Below are 19,311 nucleotides of genomic sequence, written 5' to 3'. Positions count from 1 at the left end.
CGCGGACGGCGCGGACGGCACGGACGGCACGGGGCTCGGGGGCCCGATGAGAAGCGGAGTGCGGAGGGCACGATGAGAAGGGGACGGCGGCTCGCCGTGGACGTCGGCGACGCCAGGATCGGGGTCGCCTCGTGCGACCCGGACGGCATCCTCGCCACCCCCGTGGAGACCGTGCCGGGCCGGGACGTGCCCGCCGCGCTGCGCCGCCTCGCCGCGCTCGTCGCGGAGTATGAGCCGATCGAGGTCGTCGTCGGGCTGCCGCGGTCCCTCAACGGGACCGAGGGCCCGGCGGCGGCCAAGGCCCGCGCCTTCGCGCAGAGTGTGGCGAACGCCATCGCCCCGGTGCCGGTGCGCCTGGTCGACGAGCGGATGACGACCGTGACGGCCACGCAGGGCCTGCGGGCCTCCGGGGTGAAGGCGAAGAAGGGACGCTCGGTAGTCGACCAGGCCGCGGCCGTGGTCATCCTGCAGAGCGCGCTGGAGACCGAACGGGTGTCGGGTAAAGCGCCCGGCGAGAGCGTCGAATCGGTCATCTGATCGCGGTACGGTAACGTTCCGCGCGGTACGGCGGCGCCCCCGGGGGCGCCGCCCGTTTCGCAAGGTCGGCAGACCCGTTGCCGGCCGCGTACCAAGGGGACCGATGACTGACTATGGCCGGGGCTCCGGCTCCGAACCGTGGCACCCCGAGGACCCGCTCTTCGGCGACGTCTACGAACAGGGGTACCAGGGCCAGGGCTACCAGCCCCAGCAGCCGCAATCCCAGCAGCAGCCGGGCGGCTGGCAGGACCCGTACGCCGGCGGTCAGCACCAGCAGCAGTACCAGCAGGGGCAGGGCGGCTACGGCTACCCGCAGCAGGGCGGTCCCCAGCACCAGTACCCCCAGCAGGGCGGACACCCGCAGGGCCAGCACCCGCAGAGTCCGCAGGGCCGGCAGGCGTACCCGCAGGCCGGGTACGACGGCTACGACGGCTACGACACCGGGTCGTACGACACGGGTTCCTACGCGACCGGCGGCTACCCCCAGCAGGACCCGTACGGCGGTCTGCAGCCGCACGACCCGTACGGCTCGCAGCAGGACTTCTACGGCCAGAACGGCTACCCGCCGCCGCAGCAGCCGCAGTACCGGCAGCAGCCCCAGCAGCCCCAGCAGCCGCACCCCCAGCAGCCGCAGCCGCACGCTCCCCAGCAGGCCATGCCGCAGCAGGGGATGCCGGGGGCGGGCCAGGGCCAGGGGCCCGGACCGGGGCAGGGCCCGGGGCCGGGTCCGGTGGACGGCGGGACGCCCGGCGGCGGACACCGGCAGGAGCCGATGACCCGGCCGATGCGCACCGCGCCGGAGGAGACCGGGGACTGGGACGCCGGCGACGACGCCGATCCGCGCGAGCACGCGTTCTTCGCGAGCGGCGACGACGAGGACGAGGACGACGTCCCGGCCGCGGCCGGCGGCCGGCGCGGCGCGGCCTCCCAGCCCAGGGGCGGCAAGAAGCGCCGCAGCGGCTGCGCGTGCCTGGTGGTCGCGGTCGTCCTGGCCGGCGGCCTCGGCGGCGCGGCCTATTTCGGCTACTCCTTCTACGAGAACCACTTCGGCCCCGCGCCCGACTACTCCGGCCAGGGCACCGGCGACGTCCAGGTCGAAGTGCCCTCTGGCTCCTCCCTGAACACGATCGGCAACATCCTCAAGAAGGCCGGCGTGGTCAAAAGCGTCGACGCCTTCGCCGCGGCGGCCCAGAAGAACCCCAAGGGCCGCACGATCCAGGCCGGCGTCTACGTCCTGCACAGCCAGATGTCCGCGGCGTCCGCGGTGACGATGATGCTCGATCCGAAGTCGCAGAGCGCGATGATCATTGCCGAGGGTCTGCGGGCGACGAGGATCTACTCGATGATCGACGGCAAGCTCGGCCTCAGCGCCGGAACCACCGCCGAACAGGTCAAGGGCGCGAAGCTGGGCCTGCCCGCCTGGGCGAAGGGCAACGTCGAGGGCTTCCTCTTCCCCACCCGCTACAGCGTGGCCAAGGGCATGAAGCCCGTGGACATCGTCAAGCAGATGGTCGCCCAGGCCAACGCGGAGTACACCAAGGACGGACTGGTCGACGAGGCCAAGAACGTCGGCAAGACGCCGCTGCAGGTCTTGACCATCGCCAGCCTCATCCAGGCCGAGGCGCAGGAGCAGCAGGACTTCGGCAAGGTGTCCCGGGTCATCTACAACCGGCTCGACCAGGGCATGAAGCTGCAGTTCGACTCGACCATCAACTACGCCATGGGCCGGTCGACGCTCACGACGACCAACAAGGACATCACCTTCAAGTCGCCCTACAACACGTACGCCAACAAGGGCCTGCCGCCCGGCCCGATCGACAACCCCGGGCACGAGGCCATAGAGGCCGCGCTCAACCCGACCGACGGCAACTGGCTCTACTTCGTCACGGTCAAGCCCGGCGACACCCGCTTCACCGACAGCTACGCGACCCACATGAAGAACGTGCAGGACTTCAACGACTACCAGAAGACCCACAGCCAATGACCGGCGCCCGCCGCGCCGCGGTGCTCGGCTCACCGATCGCGCACTCGCTGTCCCCGGTGCTGCACCGCGCCGCGTACACCGCGCTGGGCCTGACCGGCTGGACGTACGGCCGCTTCGAGGTCGGGGAGGACGCGCTGCCCGGCTTCCTCGCCGACCTCGACCCGGCCGCGTGGGCCGGCCTGTCGCTGACCATGCCGCTCAAGCGCGCGGTCATCCCGCTGCTGGACGAGGTGAGCGACACCGCCGCCTCCGTCGAGGCCGTCAATACCGTGGTGTTCGGCGCGGACGGCCGCCGGTACGGCGACAACACCGACATCCCCGGGCTGCTCGCCGCGCTGGCCGAGCGCGGCATCACCCGGGTGCCCTCGGCGGCCGTGCTCGGCGCCGGGGCCACCGCCTCCTCCGCGCTGGCCGCTCTCGCGCGGATCTGCGCCGGGCCGGTCACCGCGTACGTCCGCGGTCCGGAGCGCGCGGCGCAGATGCGGCAGTGGGGGAGCGGCTCGGCGTCGCCGTCGCCACCGCCGACTGGGCCGACGCGGCCAAGGCGCTCGGCGAGCCGCTGGTGGTCGCCACCACCCCGGCCGGTGCGGCCGACCACCTCGCCGCCGACGTGCCCGAACGCCCCGGCGCCCTCTTCGACGTCCTCTACCACCCGTGGCCCACCCCGCTCGCCGCCGCGTGGGCCGGGCGCGGCGGCGCGGTCCTCGGCGGCCTCGACCTCCTGGTCCACCAGGCCGTCCTCCAGGTCGAACAGCACACCGGCCGCACCCCCGCCCCCCTGGCCGCCATGCGCGCCGCCGGCGAGGCGGCCCTCACCGCCCGCCGCTGACCACCCCGGCCGGCCCGCGGTTCCGGCCGACTCCGAACTCCGCTGCCCTGGGAAAATCACCCGTACCGCCTGCCCGGAGCCGCATTTACTATGGTACCCATACGTTTGCACTAATATGCGGAAATAGATTAATGGCGCTCTTGTCAGATGAGTCGGGGGACTGCATGCTGTTGGTCGAGGGGCGGGTGGAAAGGGCATTCGCAACTCGCGCGACCGCACATTCGATCGAGGAGAGGAATACATGAGAAAGCGCATTGCAGTTGCCGCCGCCGTGCTCGCTGTTTCCGCCGCAAGTCTCACCACGCCTGCGTTCGCTTCCCCCGCGGTGTCGGCCGCACCCGCTTCCGTCTGCTCCGAGAACTTCGGGTTCGTGCTGTACTACAACTCGAACAAGGCCGGCTCAAGTGCTTGCTTCTTCGTCGCGCAGAACTTTGCCGGCGCAGTCTTCACGGAGCCGGGGGCGGGTCAGGGGCAGGCCGTGAAGAACAACGCCGCCTCGGCGGAGAACTGGGGGACGCGTACTGCGCGGGTCTTCTACAACTCCAACTACGCGGGCGTCTACGACGACGTGAAGTCCCACACGAGCCGCAATCTCGTGAACACCTACAACGAGAATGCCTCCTGGGAGTGGGTCGGCTAGGTGCGGACCGGCACCGGCCCCCGGGACTCGGAGAGGACGAGGAGCCGGGGGTCGGTGCCCTCAAGCGGCGTCGATTGGGGTGGATGTGGGCAGCAGAAGCCACCGCTACGTTGTGGCCGGAGTCCTTGCGTGCGGTCTTTCTCTCGCGGTCTCCGGCTGCCGGGCCGGTGAACGGGCCTCGTCTCCCGAGGCACCTGGCCCGGCCCCGCACGTGGTGGAGAGCGTGAACCTTGTGCTCCCCGTCGAGAGGTACCTCTTCTCGACCGCGGACCTGGAAGAGTTGCAGGCGGCTCAGGGCATCCTGGTCGCCCGATGCATGAAGGGGTTCGGGCTCACCTACAAGGCGCCGCCGCCCGGCCCCGGGCTCGGACCACGCAGTCGCATGGACCGTCGGTACGGGCTGACGGATGCGAAGATGGCGGCGTCCTCGGGCTACCACCTCGCAGACCGCGACCCGCGCGGGGTGAAGCCGGCGACTCCGAACCCTCCTGACGGAGAGGCTCGGGCCGCGCTGACCGGGGAATCGGGCACGTTGGGGAAGTCCAGCCCGTTAGTCAACGGGAAGACCGTCGCGCCCGGCGGCTGTTCCGGTGTGGCCGAAAAGGCGATCTTCGGAAAGGATGGGTCCGAGATCGACGACTTCCCACAGGACCTGAACGCTCGGAGCTTCTTCGTCACGAAATCGGACCCCGAAGTGCAGCGGGTCTTCAAAGCGTGGTCTGACTGCATGAGCGGAAACGGATTCTCCTACCCGGACCCCCTCGCCGCCATCGACGACAAGAGATTCCGTGGAGCCACTCCGAGCCCGGCGGAGATCAAGGTGGCTACGGCGGATGTCGCGTGCAAAGCCAGGACGAACCTCGTCGGGGTCTGGTTCTCCGCGGAGACAGAGTTCGAAAAAGGAGTCATTCGCCAGAGCGCCTCCCGACTGAACGGAGTGCTGGACGGGGAACGGAAAGCGCTCGACGTGGCCTCGGAGGTGGTCCGGGGGGCGGAGGGCTGACGGCTGTCGACGGGCATCCCGTTGTCGGTAGCCGCGCGGAACCGGGGCGCACCGATCGCGTCCGCACGCTGGACTGTGTCAGGTCGCGGCGGGTCGGCGTGGGAGGATCGGGGGAGAGGACGGGAGGCCGCCGCTCGGGGGCGGTCGGACCGGGGACGCGCACATCGAGGGAGCACCGTTGAGCAGGTTGCGCTGGCTGACCGCGGGGGAGTCGCACGGCCCCGCGCTCGTCGCGACGCTGGAAGGACTGCCCGCCGGAGTGCCCGTCACCAGTGACCTGGTGGCGGACGCGCTCGCGCGGCGGCGGCTCGGCTACGGTCGCGGCGCCCGGATGAAGTTCGAGCGCGACGAGGTCACCTTCCTCGGCGGCGTACGGCACGGGCTGACCATGGGCAGCCCGGTCGCGATCATGGTCGGCAACACCGAGTGGCCCAAGTGGGAGCAGGTGATGGCCGCCGACCCGGTCGACCCGGAGGTTCTGGCCGGCCTGGCCCGCAACGAGCCGCTGACCCGGCCCCGCCCCGGCCACGCCGACCTGGCCGGCATGCAGAAATACGACCTGGACGAGGCACGGCCGGTGCTGGAGCGGGCCAGCGCCCGCGAGACCGCCGCCCGCGTCGCCCTCGGCGCGGTCGCCCGCTCGTACCTGAAAGAGACCGCCGGCATCGAGATCGTCTCGCACGTGGTCGAGCTGGCCGCGGCGAAGGCGCCGTACGGCGTGCTGCCGGTGCCCGGCGACGAGGCCCGGCTGGACGCCGACCCGGTCCGCTGCCTGGACGCCGACGCGAGCAAGGCGATGGTCGCCGAGATCGACCAGGCCCACAAGGACGGCGACACCCTCGGCGGCGTCGTCGAGGTGCTGGCCTACGGGGTGCCGGTCGGCCTCGGCTCGCACGTCCACTGGGACCGCCGGCTGGACTCCCGGCTGGCCGGCGCGCTGATGGGCATCCAGGCGATCAAGGGCGTCGAGGTCGGCGACGGCTTCGACCTGGCCCGGGTGCCCGGCTCCCAGGCGCACGACGAGATCGTGCCCACCCCCGAGGGCGTGCGCCGCGCCACCGGGCGGTCCGGCGGCACCGAGGGCGGCATGAGCACCGGCGAGGTGCTGCGGGTGCGCGCCGCGATGAAGCCCATCGCGACCGTGCCGCGTGCGCTGCGCACCATCGACGTCACCACCGGCGAGCCCGCGCAGGCGCACCACCAGCGCTCCGACGTGTGCGCGGTGCCCGCCGCCGGCATCGTCGCCGAGGCCATGGTCGCGCTGGTGCTGGCCGACGCGGTCGCCGAGAAGTTCGGCGGCGACTCCGTCGTACAGACCCGCCGCAACGTGCGCGGCTTCCTCGACAATCTGGCGATCCGGTGACCCCCGCGCAGGCCGGCGACGCGCACGCGGCGGACGCCGCGCAGGAGCAGGGCGCCGCGGATGCCCAGGACGCCTCGGACGCCGCGCCCGCCGGCCCGGTGCGCCCCGCCCGCGCCGGCGGTCCGCCCGCCGTCGTGCTGGTCGGCCCGCCCGGCGCCGGCAAGTCCACGGTCGGCAGGCTGCTCGCCGACCGCCTGGGCGTCGCCTACCGCGACACCGACGCCGACATCGAGCAGGCCGCGGGCAAGACGATCCCGGAGATCTTCATCGACGAGGGCGAGCCGCACTTCCGCGCCCTGGAGCGCGCCGCGGTGCGCGCCGCCCTCGACGGCCACGACGGCGTCCTGTCGCTCGGCGGCGGCTCGATCATGGACGACGGCACCCGCGCGCTGCTGGCCGGCCTGCCCGTGGTGTTCCTGGAGGTCGGGCTGCACGACGCGGTCCGCCGCGTCGGCCTCGACGCGCCGCGCCCGCTGCTCGCGGTCAACCCGCGGCAGCAGTGGCGCGAGCTGATGGAGGTCCGCAGGCCGCTGTACACCGAGGTCGCGCGGGCCGTCGTCAGCACCGACGCCCGGACCCCGCAGGACGTGGCCGCGGCCGTACTCGACGCACTCCAACTGAAGGACGCATGAGCAACGACTCCACCAGCGACAAGGCCGTCGCCCCCGGCGCCGGCCCGGACGCCGACCCCGCCGCGCCGCCGCTGCGCATCGACATCGCCGGCACCGCGGGCACCGACCCGTACACCGTGCTGGTCGGCCGCCAGCTGCTCGGCGAACTCCCCGGCCTGATCGGGCCCAAGGCGCTCCGCGTCGCCGTGCTGCACCCCGAGGCGCTGGCCGGCACCGGCGAGGCGATCCGCGAGGACCTGGCCGAGCAGGGCTACCAGGCCGTCGCGATCCAGCTGCCCAACGCCGAGGAGGCCAAGACCGCCGAGGTCGCCGCCTACTGCTGGAAGGCGCTCGGCCAGACCGGCTTCACCCGCACCGACGTGATCGTGGGCGTCGGCGGCGGCGCCACCACCGACCTGGCCGGCTTCGTCGCGGCGACCTGGCTGCGCGGCGTGCGCTGGATCGCCGTCCCCACCACCGTGCTCGGCATGGTGGACGCGGCGGTCGGCGGCAAGACCGGCATCAACACCGCCGAGGGCAAGAACCTGGTGGGCGCCTTCCACCCGCCGGCCGGCGTGCTGTGCGACCTGGCCGCGCTGGACTCGCTGCCGCCCCACGACTACGTCAGCGGGCTCGCCGAGGTCATCAAGGCCGGCTTCATCGCCGACCCGGCGATCCTGGACCTCGTCGAGTCCGACCCCGAGGGCGCCCGCAGCCCCGCGGGACCGCACACCGCGGAGCTGATCGAGCGGGCCATCAGGGTCAAGGCCGAGGTGGTCTCCGCGGACCTGAAGGAGTCCGGGCTGCGGGAGATCCTCAACTACGGCCACACCCTCGCGCACGCCATCGAGAAGAACGAGCGCTACAACTGGCGGCACGGCGCCGCGGTCTCCGTCGGCATGGTCTTCGCCGCCGAACTCGGCCGCCTCGCCGGCCGGCTGGACGACGCGACCGCCGACCGGCACCGCGCGGTGCTCGGCTCGGTGGGGCTGCCGCTGACCTACCGCGGCGACCAGTGGCCGCGGCTGCTGGAGACGATGAAGGTCGACAAGAAGTCCCGCGGCGACCTGCTGCGCTTCATCGTCCTGGACGGCCTGGGCAAGCCGTCGGTGCTGGAGGGCCCTGACCCCGCGGTGCTGCTCGCCGCCTACGGGGAGGTGGCCGAGTGACCCGCCGGGTGCTGGTGCTCAACGGCCCCAACCTGGGCCGCCTGGGCTCGCGCGAGCCCGACGTCTACGGCTCCACCTCCTACGCCGGCCTGGTCGAGGCGTGCACCAAGCTCGGCGCCGAGCTGGGCTTCGAGGTCGAGGTGCGCGAGACCAACGACGAGGGCGAGATGATCCGCTGGCTGCACGAGGCCGCGGACGGCCGGCTGCCGGTGGTGCTCAACCCCGGTGCCTTCACCCACTACTCCTACGGCATGCGCGACGCCGCCGCCCAGCGCACCGCGCCGCTGATCGAAGTGCACATCTCCAATCCGTACGCCCGCGAGGAGTTCCGGCACACCTCGGTGGTCGCCGCCGTCGCCTCGGGGACCGTCGCCGGGTTCGGCATCGGCTCCTATCGGCTGGCGCTGCGGGCGATCGCCGAGGAGATCGAGGGCGCGTAACCCGTAAGACGCGCTGGACCCGTCGACCCGTACCGCCCGCACCGGCCCCGTACCACCGGCCCGGACCGTGCCGCCGGCGCGGGCACCCCGGCGGCGGGGCGGACGTTTACACATGGACGCCCGGTGGCGGTACCGTTCCGTCTCGACGGCCCGCTACCGGCCGGTCATGTCGCTGAGCCTCCGGTACGGATGCGGGATGGAGTGGGCCGAGATGCAGCACGCTGTCGGAGCGCCGGGAGCGCCGCAGCCCGGCGGGGGCACCGGGCACTTCCCGCTGCCCTCGGCCGCCCCGGTGCAGCCGCCCACCGCCGCCCAGGCCCCGATAGCCGTGCTGCTCATCGGCGCGGCCGGCGCGGGCAAGACCACCATCGCCCGGCACTGGGCCGACCACCGCGCCGCCCCCACCGCGCACATCAGCCTGGACGACGTCCGCGAATGGGTCAGGTCCGGCTTCGCCGACCCGCAGACCGGGTGGAACGAGCACTCCGAGGCGCAGTACCGGCTGGCCCGCCGCACCTGCGGCTTCGCCGCCCGCAACTTCCTGGCCAACGGCGTGTCCTGCATCATCGACGACGCGGTCTTCCCCGACTGGCCCGCGGTCGGCCTCGGCGGCTGGAAGCGGCACGTCGGTCCGGGACTGCTGCCGGTGGTGCTGCTGCCCGGCCTCGACGTGGTGCTCACCCGCAACGCCGAGCGCTCCGGCAACCGCCGGCTGTCCGACGAGGAGGTGGCCCGCATCCACGGCCGGATGGCCGGCTGGTACGGCTCGGGCCTGCCGATCATCGACAACTCGCAGCTCGACGTGGAGTCCGCGGCCGCCGCGCTGGACCGCGTGGTCACCCGCAGTCTCCAGGGCCCCGCGGTCTGGTAGTCCCCGACCCCGTCTGGGCGAGCGGACCGGCCGGAAAAGGGGCAGCGGCCCGCCGCCCGACTTAAGCTCAGGCGCATGGCGGAGGTGCATGCGACTCGCAGGGCCCGGCTGCGCGAACGGTGTGCTGCCGCGGGCCAGGACGCCGCGCTCGTCACCCTGCCCGCGAACGTGCTCTACCTGACCGGCCGCACGCCGCCCGGCGCCGCGCTGCTGGTCGGCCCGGGCGCGCAGGACACCCTGGTGCACCTGCGCCCACCGCCCGACGACCCGCGCGAGGAGCCGCGTCCCGACGACGTGCGGGCCACCGTGCTGCCCTCGCCCGGCGGCGACGCCGCCGTCGCCGCCGCGGACCTCGCCCGCGAGCAGGGCGCGCAGTGCCTGGCCGTCGAGGAGCACCACCTGACCGTGGCCCGGCACCGCGCGCTGCGCTCGGTGGCCGGCGGCCTGCCGCTCGGCGACCTGGCCGGGGCGGTCGAGCAGCTGCGGCTGGTCAAGGACGAGCACGAGATCGCCGCGCTGCGCATCGCCGCCGAGATCGCCGACCAGGCGCTCGGCGAGCTGCTGGAGTCGATCCTGGTCGGCCGCACCGAACGGCACCTCGCGCTGGAGCTGGAACGCCGGCTGGTCGACCACGGCGCGGACGGCGCCGCGTTCCCCACCTCCGTCGGCGCCGGTCCGCACTCCGGCACCGCCCGCCACGTGCCCACCGACCGCCGGGTGGAGGAGGGCGACTTCCTCACCGTGCGGCTGGGCGCCTGCTACCGCGGCTACCGCTGCGAGGCGGGCCGCACCTTCGTCATCGGCACCGCACCGGCCGCCTGGCAGATCGAGCTGTACGAGCTGGTCTTCGACGCCCAGAAGGCCGGCCGCGAAGCGCTGGCACCCGGTGTGGCCTGCCGGGACGTCGACCAGGCCAGCCGCCGGCCGCTCACCGCGGCCGGCCACGCGGAGGGCCTGGCGCCGTGGTCGGGCCACGGCGTGGGCCTCGAAATCGACGAGGACCCGCAGTTGTCACCTGCGGCCATGGGTAAACTGGACGCTTGCGTGCCGGTCACCGTCGAACCGGGGGTCCACCTTCCGGGCCGTGGCGGTGTCCGGATCGGCGACACCCTCGTCGTGCGTCCCACGGCGGACGGCGGGCCCGAGCTACTCACCATCACGACCAAGGAGCTGCTCGCCCTGTGACGGGCGCGGGTCTCCTCGGTCCCGAAGCAGCACTTCAGGAGATTCCGCAACCGTGGCCACCACGAACGACCTCAAGAACGGCCTCGTGCTCAAGCTCGACGGCGGCCAGCTCTGGACCGTAGTCGAGTTCCAGCACGTCAAGCCCGGCAAGGGCCCCGCCTTCGTGCGCACCAAGCTGAAGCACGTGCTCTCCGGGAAGGTCGTCGACAAGACCTTCAACGCCGGCGTGAAGGTCGAGACGGCCAACGTCGACAAGCGCGGCATGCAGTTCTCTTACAAGGACGGCGCCGACTTCGTCTTCATGGACACCGAGACGTACGACCAGATCACCATCGCCCCCGAGGTCGTCGGCGACGCCGCCCACTACCTGCTGGAGGGCTTCGAGGCGGTCGTCGCGATGTACGAGGGCTCGCCGCTCTACATCGAGCTGCCCGCCTCCGTCGAGCTGGTGATCGAGTACACCGAGCCCGGCGTCCAGGGCGACCGCTCCACCGGCGGCTCCAAGCCCGCCCGCCTGGAGACCGGCTACGAGATCGGCGTCCCGCTCTTCATCACCACGGGTGAGAAGGTCAAGGTCGACACCCGCACGGGCGACTACCTCGGCCGGGTGAACAGCTAACCGTGGCTGCTCGCAACAAGGCCCGCAAGCGCGCCTTCCAGATCCTCTTCGAGGCGGAACAGCGGGGGGCCGCCCCGAGGGCCGTCATGGCGGACTGGATCCGGCTCGCGCGGACCGACGACCGGCAGCCGCCGGTCACCGAGTACACGATGCGGCTGGTCGAGGGGTACGCCGCGCACGCCGGCCGGATCGACGAGCTGCTGGCCGGTTACTCGGTCGGCTGGACCCTGGACCGGATGCCGGCCGTGGACCGCAACGTGCTGCGGCTGGGCACCTACGAGCTGCTCTGGGAGGACGACGTCCCGGACGCGGTGGTGCTGGACGAGGCCGTGCAGTTGGCCAAGGAGTTCTCCACCGACGACTCGCCGTCGTTCGTCAACGGCCTGCTCGGCCGGCTGCTGGAGCTCAAGCCCACGCTCCAGCGCTGACCGGCGCACGGTGGGGACCAGGCCCGACAGCAGAAGGTGAACCATGTTCTGCTTCGGGCCTGGTGCATGTCCCGGCCCGGCCCTAGGGTCCGCCGCATGGACCGGACCCCGCGGGCACTGCTCGCCCGCCTCGCCGCGCTGCGCGCCGCCGACCTGCCGGTGCGCGGCGGCCGCACGATGGCCTACGTCTACGACAGCGGACTGCCCGGCGTGGACGAGCTGGCGCAGGCCGCGCACGCCGCCTTCGCCGGGGTCAACGGCCTGGACATGACCGCCTTCCCCAGCGTCGTCACGCTGGAGAACGACGTCGTGGGGCAGGCCGCGGAGCTGCTCGGCGGCGGTCCCGGCACCGTGGGCGTCTTCACCAGCGGCGGCACCGAGAGCTGCCTGCTGGCCGTGCTCACCGCGCGCGAGCACGCCCGGCGGCGCGGCGTCACCGCTCCCGAACTGGTGCTGCCGGCCACCGCGCACGCCGCCTTCCACAAGGCCGCGAAGCTGTTCGGGCTGACGCCGGTGAGCGTGCCCGTCGACCCGCGGACCTTCCGGGTGCGCGCCGAGGACGTCGACGCCGCGCTCACCGCACGCACCGCGCTGGTCGTGGTCTCCGCGCCCTCGTACGCGCACGGCGTCGTCGACCCGGTCGCCGCGGTGGCCGCGGCCGCGGCCCGCCACGGAGTGCTCTGCCACGTCGACGCGTGCATCGGCGGCTGGCACCTGGGCCATCTGCGGCGGGCGGCGCAGGCACCGGCGGAGGGTGCGGGGGAGGAGCCGGGGGTCGCGCAACAGGAGGCGCGGGTACCGGAGTTCGACCTGTCGGTGCCCGGCGTCAGCTCGCTCTCGGTGGACCTGCACAAGTACGCGTACACGCCCAAGGGCGCGTCGGTGCTGCTGTTCCGCGACGCCGAGCTGCGCCGACACGGCTGGTTCGCGCACGCCGCGTGGCCCGGCTACCCGGTGGTCAACGCCACGCTCCAGGGCACCAAGTCGGCCGGTCCGCTCGCCGCGGCGTGGGCGGTGCTGCGGCACATCGGCCCCGACGGGTACGCGGAGCTGTCCCGCCGCGTCCACACCGCGACCCGCCGGCTCGTCGACGGGATCGGCGGCATCGAGGGGTTGTACGTGCTCGGCGCGCCCGACGCCTCCCTCGTCGCCGTCGCGTCCGGCGACCCCGAGCTGCACCCCTTCGTCCTGGCCGACGAGATGCGGCTGCTCGGCTGGTACCTCCAGCCGCAGCCGTCCTTCGCCGGCTCGCCGTCGAACGTGCACCTGACGGTGACCGCCGCGGTCGCCGCGCCCGAGCGGATCGACGAGCTGCTGGCGGCGCTGGCGGTGGCCGCGCGGCGCGCCCGGCGCACCGGGCCGCCCGCCGTCGACCCCGCGCTGGTCGGCCTCGCCGCCACGCTCGACCCGGACACCCTGGGCCCCGCCGAGGTCGCCCTCGCGCTGGACGCCGCCGGCGTCGGCGCGGACGGCGCCCTGCCGCCTCGCGGCGCGCCCGTCCTGGCCGTCCTGGAAGCCCTCCCGCCACGCCTGTCCGAGCGGCTCCTGCCGGAGGTGGTCTCGCGGCTGTACGGAGGGTGACGGAGAGTCAGGCGCGCGTCCCCGCGCGGAAAACCGGCTGCCCGGACCCGGGCGCGGCCGTTACGCTCCATGACATCGCGCACCCCCGCCGCACCGGCGGGCCCGCGCGACGACGAGCGCCGCGCGGCCCGCGCGGTCCTACGAGGGGAGGCCGACATGCGTGAGCGCACCGCTGCCGTCGTCCCCGCCGCACGCCACGAGGTGATCCTGGTGTCTCGGGCCGCCCGGCGCCGGCTGCGCGGCCGGCCCGGGTCCCCGTGACGTGACGCCCGTCTGAGGCCGCGCCGCACGCGGGTCCGCCCGGCGTGTTCGCTCGCCGTGTCCCGGCCCGCGCGCACCGCGTGGAGCGGAGCACGTCGGCGCGGACCGCCTCGCGCGGGCCGCGGCGCTCTGCGCTGCCTCGCCTCCCGGCGGCCGTTCCCCGTCGGCCCCACCCGCACTCCTGCGGCCCACCGCACCCGTACCCGCTCGGGGTCGCGTTCGCGGCGCCGCGGCCGGTGCGCGGCGGAGCCGTACCCACGTCCGGGTCATCGCGCGCCCTCCGACCGGATCCCGCAGAAAGGCCCTCGGCCGTGCGCAGCACCCCACACATCCCGCACACCCCGCACACCCCGCACCTTCCGCCCACCGTCGCCCCCGCCGCATCCGCCCGTACCGTGCCCGCGCCGGCCGCCGCCGGGACGCCGGCCCGTGGGCGGGGCGGCGAGCGGCCGCGGTCTCTTGCCGGCGTCCGCAACATCGGCGTCCTCGCACATGTCGACGCGGGCAAGACGACCGTCACCGAGCGTGTCCTCTTCCTCACCGGGGCGACCCACAAGCGCGGTGAGGTGCACGACGGCACCACCGTCACCGATTTCGACCCGCAGGAGCGCGACCGCGGCATCACGATCTTCGCCGCGGCCGTCAGCTGCGACTGGCGGGGCCACCGCGTCAACCTGATCGACACCCCGGGCCACGTCGACTTCTCCGACGAGGTCGAGCGATCGCTGCGGGTGCTGGACGGCGCGGTCGCGGTCTTCGACGCGGTGGCCGGCGTGGAGCCGCAGAGCGAGACGGTGTGGCGGCAGGCCGACCGGCACGGCGTTCCGCGGATCGCCTTCGTCAACAAGCTGGACCGCGCGGGCGCCGACCTCGACGCGGCGGTCGCCTCGATCCGGGACCGGCTGCACGCCGTGCCGCTGGTCGTCCAGCTCCCGATCGGCCGCGAGGACGGCTTCAGGGGTGTCGTGGACCTGTTGACCATGCGGGCGCTGACCTGGCCGTCGGACGGCGAGGCGGACGGCGGCGGGGCCGCCGGCGGGGCCGGTTCCGCGGTGGGCGGCACGGCGTACCGGGAGGGTCCGGTGCCGCGGGAGCTGCGTGCGGAGGCGGCGCGGCGGCGCAGGGAGCTGGAGGAGGCGGTGGCCGAACTGCACCCGGCGGTGCTGGAGGAGTTCTGCGCGGCGCCGTCCGCGCCGTCCGCGGCGTCCGCGCCGTCCGCGCCGTCCGCGGCGTCCGCGTCGGCGGCAACGTCGGCGGCAGCGTCGGTGTCCGAGGCGCCGGGAGCCGAAGCCATGGTGCCGGAGCCCGCGGTGGCGACCGCGACGCTGGCCGGGGCGCTGCGCGACCTGACCCGCCAGGGCGCGGCCGTGGTGGTGCTCTGCGGCTCGGCCTACCGCAACCGCGGCATCGAGCCGCTGCTCGACGCGGTGACGGCGTACCTGCCCTCACCGCTCGACGTCCCCGCGGTGCGCGGCGTCGTGGGCGGCGGTACGGACGCGGTGCGCGCCGCGGCGGACGTGGTGGACGGTCCGGTGGAGCGGGCGGCCGACCCGGCGGCGCCGTTCGCCGCGCTGGTGTTCAAGGTGGCGGTGACTGCCACCGGACGGCTGACGTACCTGCGGATCTACTCGGGAACGCTGCGGAAGGGGGACACGGTGCTGGACGCCGGAGCACGCCGGGGCGAGCGGATCGCCCGCATCCTGCGGGTCCAGGCGGACCGGCACCGGGAGCTGGACCGCGCGACGGCCGGCGACATCGTCGCCGTCGTCGGGCCGAAGGCGGCCGCGGCGGGCGCCACGCTGTGCGCGCCGGACGCGCCGCTGCTGCTCGAACCGCCGCGACCGGCGGCCCCGGTGGTCTCGGTGGCCGTCGAGGCGCGGGCCGACGCCGACACCGGGCGGCTGGCCGCCGCACTGGCCCGGCTCGCCGAGGAGGACCCGTCACTGGCCGTCAGGACCGACCCCGAGACCGGTCAGACGGTGCTGGCCGGAATGGGGGAACTCCACCTGGAGGTCGCCGTGGAGAAGATCCGCCGCACGCTGGGCATCGGCGTAGCGGTGGGCCCGCCGCGCGTCGCCCACCGGGAGACCGTGGTCCGGGGGGTGACGGGGATGCTCTACCGGCACGTCAAACAGGACGGCGGCGCCGGGCAGTTCGCCCACGTGGTGATCGACGTGGCGCCGCTGACCGTCGAAGAGGCCGACCGAAAGGAGGAGTTCGTGTTCACCTCGACCGTCACCGGCGGCCGGGTGCCGCGCGCGTACGTGCGCGCGGTCGAGGCCGGCTGCCGGGACGCGCTCGCCGAGGGTCCGCTTGCCGGTCACCCGGTGACCGGGCTGCGGGTGACGCTGACGGACGGCGCGACCCATCCGAAGGACTCCTCGGAGACGGCGTTCCGCGCCGCGGGGCGGTTCGCGCTGCGCGCGGCGCTGCGCTCGTGCGTGATGGCGGTGCTGGAACCGGTGGCCGAGGTCACCGCGACGGTGCCCGACGCGTTCGTGGGCGCGGTGCTCGGCGACCTCGCGGCGCGCGGCGGCCACGTCACCGGCTCGGCGCCCGGCCGGACCGGCACCACGGCCGTCACCGCGACGGTCCCGCTGGCCCGCCTCTTCGGCTACGCGACCGCGCTGCGCACCCGCACCCAGGGCCGGGGCGCCTTCACCACCCGCCCGGCGGGACGCCGCCCGGTCGGCTGAGACGGCCTGCTTCGGCTTCCAGCGGGTCGCGAGACGCCGCCGGTCGGCCGAGGCGCTCGCCGAGCGCGGCAAGGGAACCGCGCGGCAAGGCAGCCGCGCGGCAAGGCAGCCGCGCGGCAAGGCAGCCGCGCGGCAAGGCAGCCGCGCGGCAAGGCAGCCGCGCGGCAAGGGAGCCGCGTGGCAAGGGAGTCGTGGGGAGGCGAGGCGCGCGGGGAGGCGAGTCGCGCGGGAAGCGAACCGCCGCCGGGGCGGACCCGAACGGGTCCGCCCCGGCGGCGGGACGTTTCTGCAGATTCTGCGGAAAGCGGGCGCTCAGCCCTCCTCGTGCTGCACGGCGCGCCGTGCGTCCGCGTCGAGGACGCCCCAGCCGATCAGCTGCTCGGTCAGCACCGAGGGCGACTGGTCGTAGATCACGGCCAGCGTGCGCAGGTCGTCCTGGCGGATGGAGAGCACCTTGCCGTTGTAGTCGCCGCGCTGGCTCTGGATCGTCGCCGCGTAACGCTGCAGCGGGCCGGCCTTCTCCGGCGGGACCTGGGACAGCCGCTCCAGGTCGAGCACCAGCTTCGGCGGCGGCTCCGCCGCGCCGCCGGGGGTGGTGCCGGGCAGCAGCTCCTGCACCGGGACGCCGTAGAAGTCGGCGAGCTCGGCGAGGCGCTGCACGGTGACGGCGCGGTCGCCGCGCTCGTACGACCCGACGACCACGGCCTTCCAGCGGCCCTGGGACTTCTCCTCGACACCGTGCAGGGACAGCCCCTGCTGCGTGCGGATCGCGCGGAGCTTGGCTCCGAGCTGTTTGGCGTAATCGCTGGACATATGGCTCCCCGGACGGAAACTCGGTGACTCACTGTGAGGTTACGCAGCGTAATCCGGCGTCGTCAAGCCGAATGCCGCCGACCGGTCGCTGACCAGCGCTGACCTGCGGCGACCGGAAGGCCTCCGGAACGGGTCCGGGCGCCTCCGGAACGTCTCCGGAACGTCTCCGGAACGCCTCCCGGACCCGCCGAGACTCCCTCCCCGGCCGGCCCCCGTCCCGCCCCGTGGCGTGTCGAGGGCACCTGATATCGTCGGTGACGTACCTCTGACGTCCTTTAACACCGTCCTGTGAGGCGGGGAAGGAGGTCTGCTCGACCATGGTCGACGACCGCACCACCGGCGCGCAGGCGGCGCCCCCAGGGGCCTCCGGGGCTCCCGGGCCCTCCGCGTCCGCCGCGTCCGCAGCGCTCTCCGCGCCCGCCCGCCCGGTGCTCGAAGCACCGGACATCGCCCGGGTCCTGACCCGGATCGCCCACGAGATCGTCGAACGCGCCAAGGGCGCCGACGACGTGGTCCTGCTCGGCATCCCGACCCGCGGGGTCTTCCTGGCCCGCCGGCTCGCCGACAAGCTCGCCGAGATCACCGGCCGCCCGGCCGCCGCCGGCTCGCTCGACATCACCATGTACCGCGACGACCTGCGCCTGCACCCGCCGCGCGCGCTGGCCGCCACCGAGATCCCCGGCGACGGGGTCGACGGCCGCCTGGTGGTCCTGGTCGACGACGTGCTCTTCTCCGGCCGCACCATCCGCGCCGCCCTGGACGCCCTCGGCGACATCGGCCGGCCCCGCGCGGTGCAGCTGGCCGTGCTGGTCGACCGCGGCCACCGCGAGCTGCCCATCAGGGCCGACTACGTCGGCAAGAACCTGCCCACCTCGCTGCGCGAGACCGTCAAGGTGCTGCTCAGCGAGGAGGACGGCCGGGACAGCGTGCTGCTCGGCCAGCTCGCCGACAGCTAGCGACCCGTACCGCACCGGCGGCGCACCCCGTGTCCGCGCGTCCGGCCGCACCCCGGCCGGCCCGCACGCACCCGCGGCGGACCGCCCCGCGCCCGACCCGGACCCGACCGGGACCCGACCGGGACCCGACCGGGACCCGACCGGTCCGGTCGGCCCGAGCCGCCGCGAGGTCCCGGACCGCACCACGACCCGGACCCGCACGCCCCGGTGCACCACCGGCCGGCCCCGGCCGCACCGCCGCCCCGACGGGCCGGCCCGCCCCACCGGGCGCCGCCGAGCCCCCGCACCCGCCCGGTCTGCCCAGCACCCCCGGAGTGACCCCTGTGAAGCGCCATCTGATCTCGGCCGCCGACCTGACCCGCGACGACGCGATCCTCGTGCTCGACACCGCGGAGGAGATGGCCCGCGTCGCCGACCGCCCGATCAAGAAGCTGCCGACGCTGCGCGGCCGCACCGTCGTCAACCTGTTCTTCGAGGACTCGACCCGGACCCGGATCTCCTTCGAGGCCGCCGCCAAGCGGCTGTCCGCCGACGTCATCAACTTCTCCGCCAAGGGCTCCTCGGTCTCCAAGGGCGAGTCGCTGAAGGACACCGCCCTCACCCTGGAGGCGATGGGCGCCGACGCCGTGGTCATCCGCCACCACTCCTCCGGCGCGCCGCACCGGCTGGCCACCTCCGGCTGGATCAACGCCTCGGTGGTCAACGCCGGCGACGGCACCCACGAGCACCCCACCCAGGCGCTGCTCGACGCCTTCACCGTGCGCCGCCACCTGTCCGCGCCCGGCCGCGACCTGTCCGGCCGCCGGATCACCATCGTCGGCGACGTGCTGCACAGCCGCGTCGCCCGCTCCAACGTGCTGCTGCTCACCACGCTGGGCGCCGAGGTCACCCTGGTCGCGCCGCCCACGCTGCTGCCCATCGGCGTCGAGAAGTGGCCCTGCGCGGTCTCCTACGACCTGGACGCGGTGCTGGCGAAGTCCGACGCGGTGATGATGCTGCGGGTGCAGCGCGAGCGGATGAACGCCGCGTTCTTCCCCACCGAGCGCGAGTACGCCCGCCGCTACGGCCTGGACGGCCTGCGGATGGCGGCGCTGCCCGAGCACGCCATCGTGATGCACCCCGGACCGATGAACCGCGGCATGGAGATCACCGCCGAGGTCGCCGACTCGCCGCGCTGCACCGCCGTCGAGCAGGTCGCCAACGGCGTCAGCACCCGGATGGCCGTCCTGTACCTGCTGCTCGGCGGCTCCGAGCCCGCCGTCGCGGCCCCCGTGCCCGCCGACACCGACACCGCCCCCGCCGCCCGCACCGAGGAGAGCAAGTGA

18 protein-coding genes and 1 pseudogene are annotated in these 19,311 nt (G+C 74.1%); 18 read left to right on the top strand and 1 reads right to left on the bottom strand.

Annotated features, from left to right (window positions below; translation table 11 throughout):
- Nucleotides 1-72 precede the first annotated feature (72 nt).
- The 16 genes and pseudogenes from ruvX (at nucleotide 73) to VSR01_RS04955 (ending at nucleotide 16,217) form a co-directional block, all read left to right on the top strand.
- Nucleotides 73-537 (top strand): Holliday junction resolvase RuvX, encoded by a 465-nt coding sequence (ruvX, locus tag VSR01_RS05030; RefSeq protein WP_326448074.1) that lies wholly within the window; start codon nucleotides 73-75, stop codon nucleotides 535-537.
- Nucleotides 538-640: 103 nt separating this feature from the next.
- Nucleotides 641-2,521, top strand: a complete 1,881-nt coding sequence (mltG, locus tag VSR01_RS05025; RefSeq protein ID WP_326448073.1) for an endolytic transglycosylase MltG — start codon at nucleotides 641-643, stop codon at nucleotides 2,519-2,521.
- Nucleotides 2,518-3,350: pseudogene (locus VSR01_RS05020) on the top strand (shikimate dehydrogenase). Before mltG ends, VSR01_RS05020 begins: the two are co-directional and overlap by 4 nt.
- A gap of 241 nt (nucleotides 3,351-3,591) precedes the next feature.
- On the top strand, nucleotides 3,592-3,990 hold the full coding sequence (locus VSR01_RS05015; RefSeq protein ID WP_326448072.1) for a peptidase inhibitor family I36 protein: 399 nt from the start codon (nucleotides 3,592-3,594) through the stop codon (nucleotides 3,988-3,990).
- 223 nt (nucleotides 3,991-4,213) lie between these two features.
- Nucleotides 4,214-4,993, top strand: a complete 780-nt coding sequence (locus VSR01_RS05010) for a hypothetical protein (RefSeq protein WP_326448071.1) — start codon at nucleotides 4,214-4,216, stop codon at nucleotides 4,991-4,993.
- A 178-nt stretch (nucleotides 4,994-5,171) separates the two neighbouring features.
- Nucleotides 5,172-6,356, top strand: a complete 1,185-nt coding sequence (gene aroC / locus VSR01_RS05005; RefSeq protein ID WP_326448070.1) for a chorismate synthase — start codon at nucleotides 5,172-5,174, stop codon at nucleotides 6,354-6,356.
- A 98-nt stretch (nucleotides 6,357-6,454) separates the two neighbouring features.
- A complete protein-coding gene (locus VSR01_RS05000; protein ID WP_326453498.1) occupies nucleotides 6,455-6,988 on the top strand; it encodes a shikimate kinase in 534 nt (177 codons plus the stop codon).
- The gene (gene aroB, locus VSR01_RS04995; RefSeq protein WP_326448069.1) at nucleotides 6,985-8,136 is read left to right on the top strand and encodes a 3-dehydroquinate synthase; all 1,152 of its coding nucleotides are present in this window, start codon (nucleotides 6,985-6,987) and stop codon (nucleotides 8,134-8,136) included. The genes VSR01_RS05000 and aroB overlap by 4 nt, the downstream gene beginning before the upstream one ends.
- Nucleotides 8,133-8,576 carry a type II 3-dehydroquinate dehydratase gene (aroQ, locus tag VSR01_RS04990; RefSeq protein ID WP_326448068.1) on the top strand — a complete coding sequence of 148 codons (444 nt, stop codon included), beginning with the start codon at nucleotides 8,133-8,135 and terminating at the stop codon, nucleotides 8,574-8,576. The genes aroB and aroQ overlap by 4 nt, the downstream gene beginning before the upstream one ends.
- A 211-nt stretch (nucleotides 8,577-8,787) precedes the next feature.
- Nucleotides 8,788-9,447: an AAA family ATPase gene (locus VSR01_RS04985; protein WP_326448067.1), complete on the top strand. Its 660-nt coding sequence runs from the start codon at nucleotides 8,788-8,790 to the stop codon at nucleotides 9,445-9,447.
- Nucleotides 9,448-9,522: 75 nt separating this feature from the next.
- The gene (locus tag VSR01_RS04980; RefSeq protein WP_326448066.1) at nucleotides 9,523-10,632 is read left to right on the top strand and encodes an aminopeptidase P family protein; all 1,110 of its coding nucleotides are present in this window, start codon (nucleotides 9,523-9,525) and stop codon (nucleotides 10,630-10,632) included.
- A gap of 52 nt (nucleotides 10,633-10,684) precedes the next feature.
- Entirely contained in the window at nucleotides 10,685-11,251 is a 567-nt protein-coding gene (efp, locus tag VSR01_RS04975; protein WP_326448065.1) for an elongation factor P, read from the top strand.
- Between the two features lie 2 nt (nucleotides 11,252-11,253).
- Nucleotides 11,254-11,679, top strand: a complete 426-nt coding sequence (nusB, locus tag VSR01_RS04970) for a transcription antitermination factor NusB (RefSeq protein WP_326448064.1) — start codon at nucleotides 11,254-11,256, stop codon at nucleotides 11,677-11,679.
- Between the two features lie 96 nt (nucleotides 11,680-11,775).
- Nucleotides 11,776-13,260: a pyridoxal phosphate-dependent decarboxylase family protein gene (locus VSR01_RS04965; RefSeq protein ID WP_326448063.1), complete on the top strand. Its 1,485-nt coding sequence runs from the start codon at nucleotides 11,776-11,778 to the stop codon at nucleotides 13,258-13,260.
- Nucleotides 13,261-13,329: 69 nt separating this feature from the next.
- The gene (locus VSR01_RS04960) at nucleotides 13,330-13,521 is read left to right on the top strand and encodes a hypothetical protein (protein ID WP_326448062.1); all 192 of its coding nucleotides are present in this window, start codon (nucleotides 13,330-13,332) and stop codon (nucleotides 13,519-13,521) included.
- Between the two features lie 476 nt (nucleotides 13,522-13,997).
- Nucleotides 13,998-16,217 (top strand): elongation factor G, encoded by a 2,220-nt coding sequence (locus tag VSR01_RS04955; protein ID WP_326453497.1) that lies wholly within the window; start codon nucleotides 13,998-14,000, stop codon nucleotides 16,215-16,217.
- A gap of 312 nt (nucleotides 16,218-16,529) precedes the next feature.
- Here the strand turns inward: VSR01_RS04955 and bldD are convergent, their stop codons facing one another.
- Nucleotides 16,530-17,030 carry a transcriptional regulator BldD gene (gene bldD / locus VSR01_RS04950; RefSeq protein ID WP_033174517.1) on the bottom strand — a complete coding sequence of 167 codons (501 nt, stop codon included), beginning with the start codon at nucleotides 17,028-17,030 and terminating at the stop codon, nucleotides 16,530-16,532.
- A gap of 317 nt (nucleotides 17,031-17,347) precedes the next feature.
- Here bldD and pyrR point away from each other — a divergent pair, with 317 nt between their 5' ends.
- A complete protein-coding gene (gene pyrR / locus VSR01_RS04945; protein WP_326448061.1) occupies nucleotides 17,348-17,986 on the top strand; it encodes a bifunctional pyr operon transcriptional regulator/uracil phosphoribosyltransferase PyrR in 639 nt (212 codons plus the stop codon).
- Nucleotides 17,987-18,309: 323 nt separating this feature from the next.
- Nucleotides 18,310-19,311, top strand: coding sequence for an aspartate carbamoyltransferase catalytic subunit (locus VSR01_RS04940; protein WP_326448060.1), 1,002 nt, complete (start codon nucleotides 18,310-18,312; stop codon nucleotides 19,309-19,311).

The organism is Actinacidiphila sp. DG2A-62 (genome assembly GCF_035825295.1).
Classification (GTDB): domain Bacteria; phylum Actinomycetota; class Actinomycetes; order Streptomycetales; family Streptomycetaceae; genus Actinacidiphila.
The sequence above is the reverse complement of the archived record's forward strand: the minus strand, read 5'-3'. Positions and strand labels throughout refer to the sequence as shown.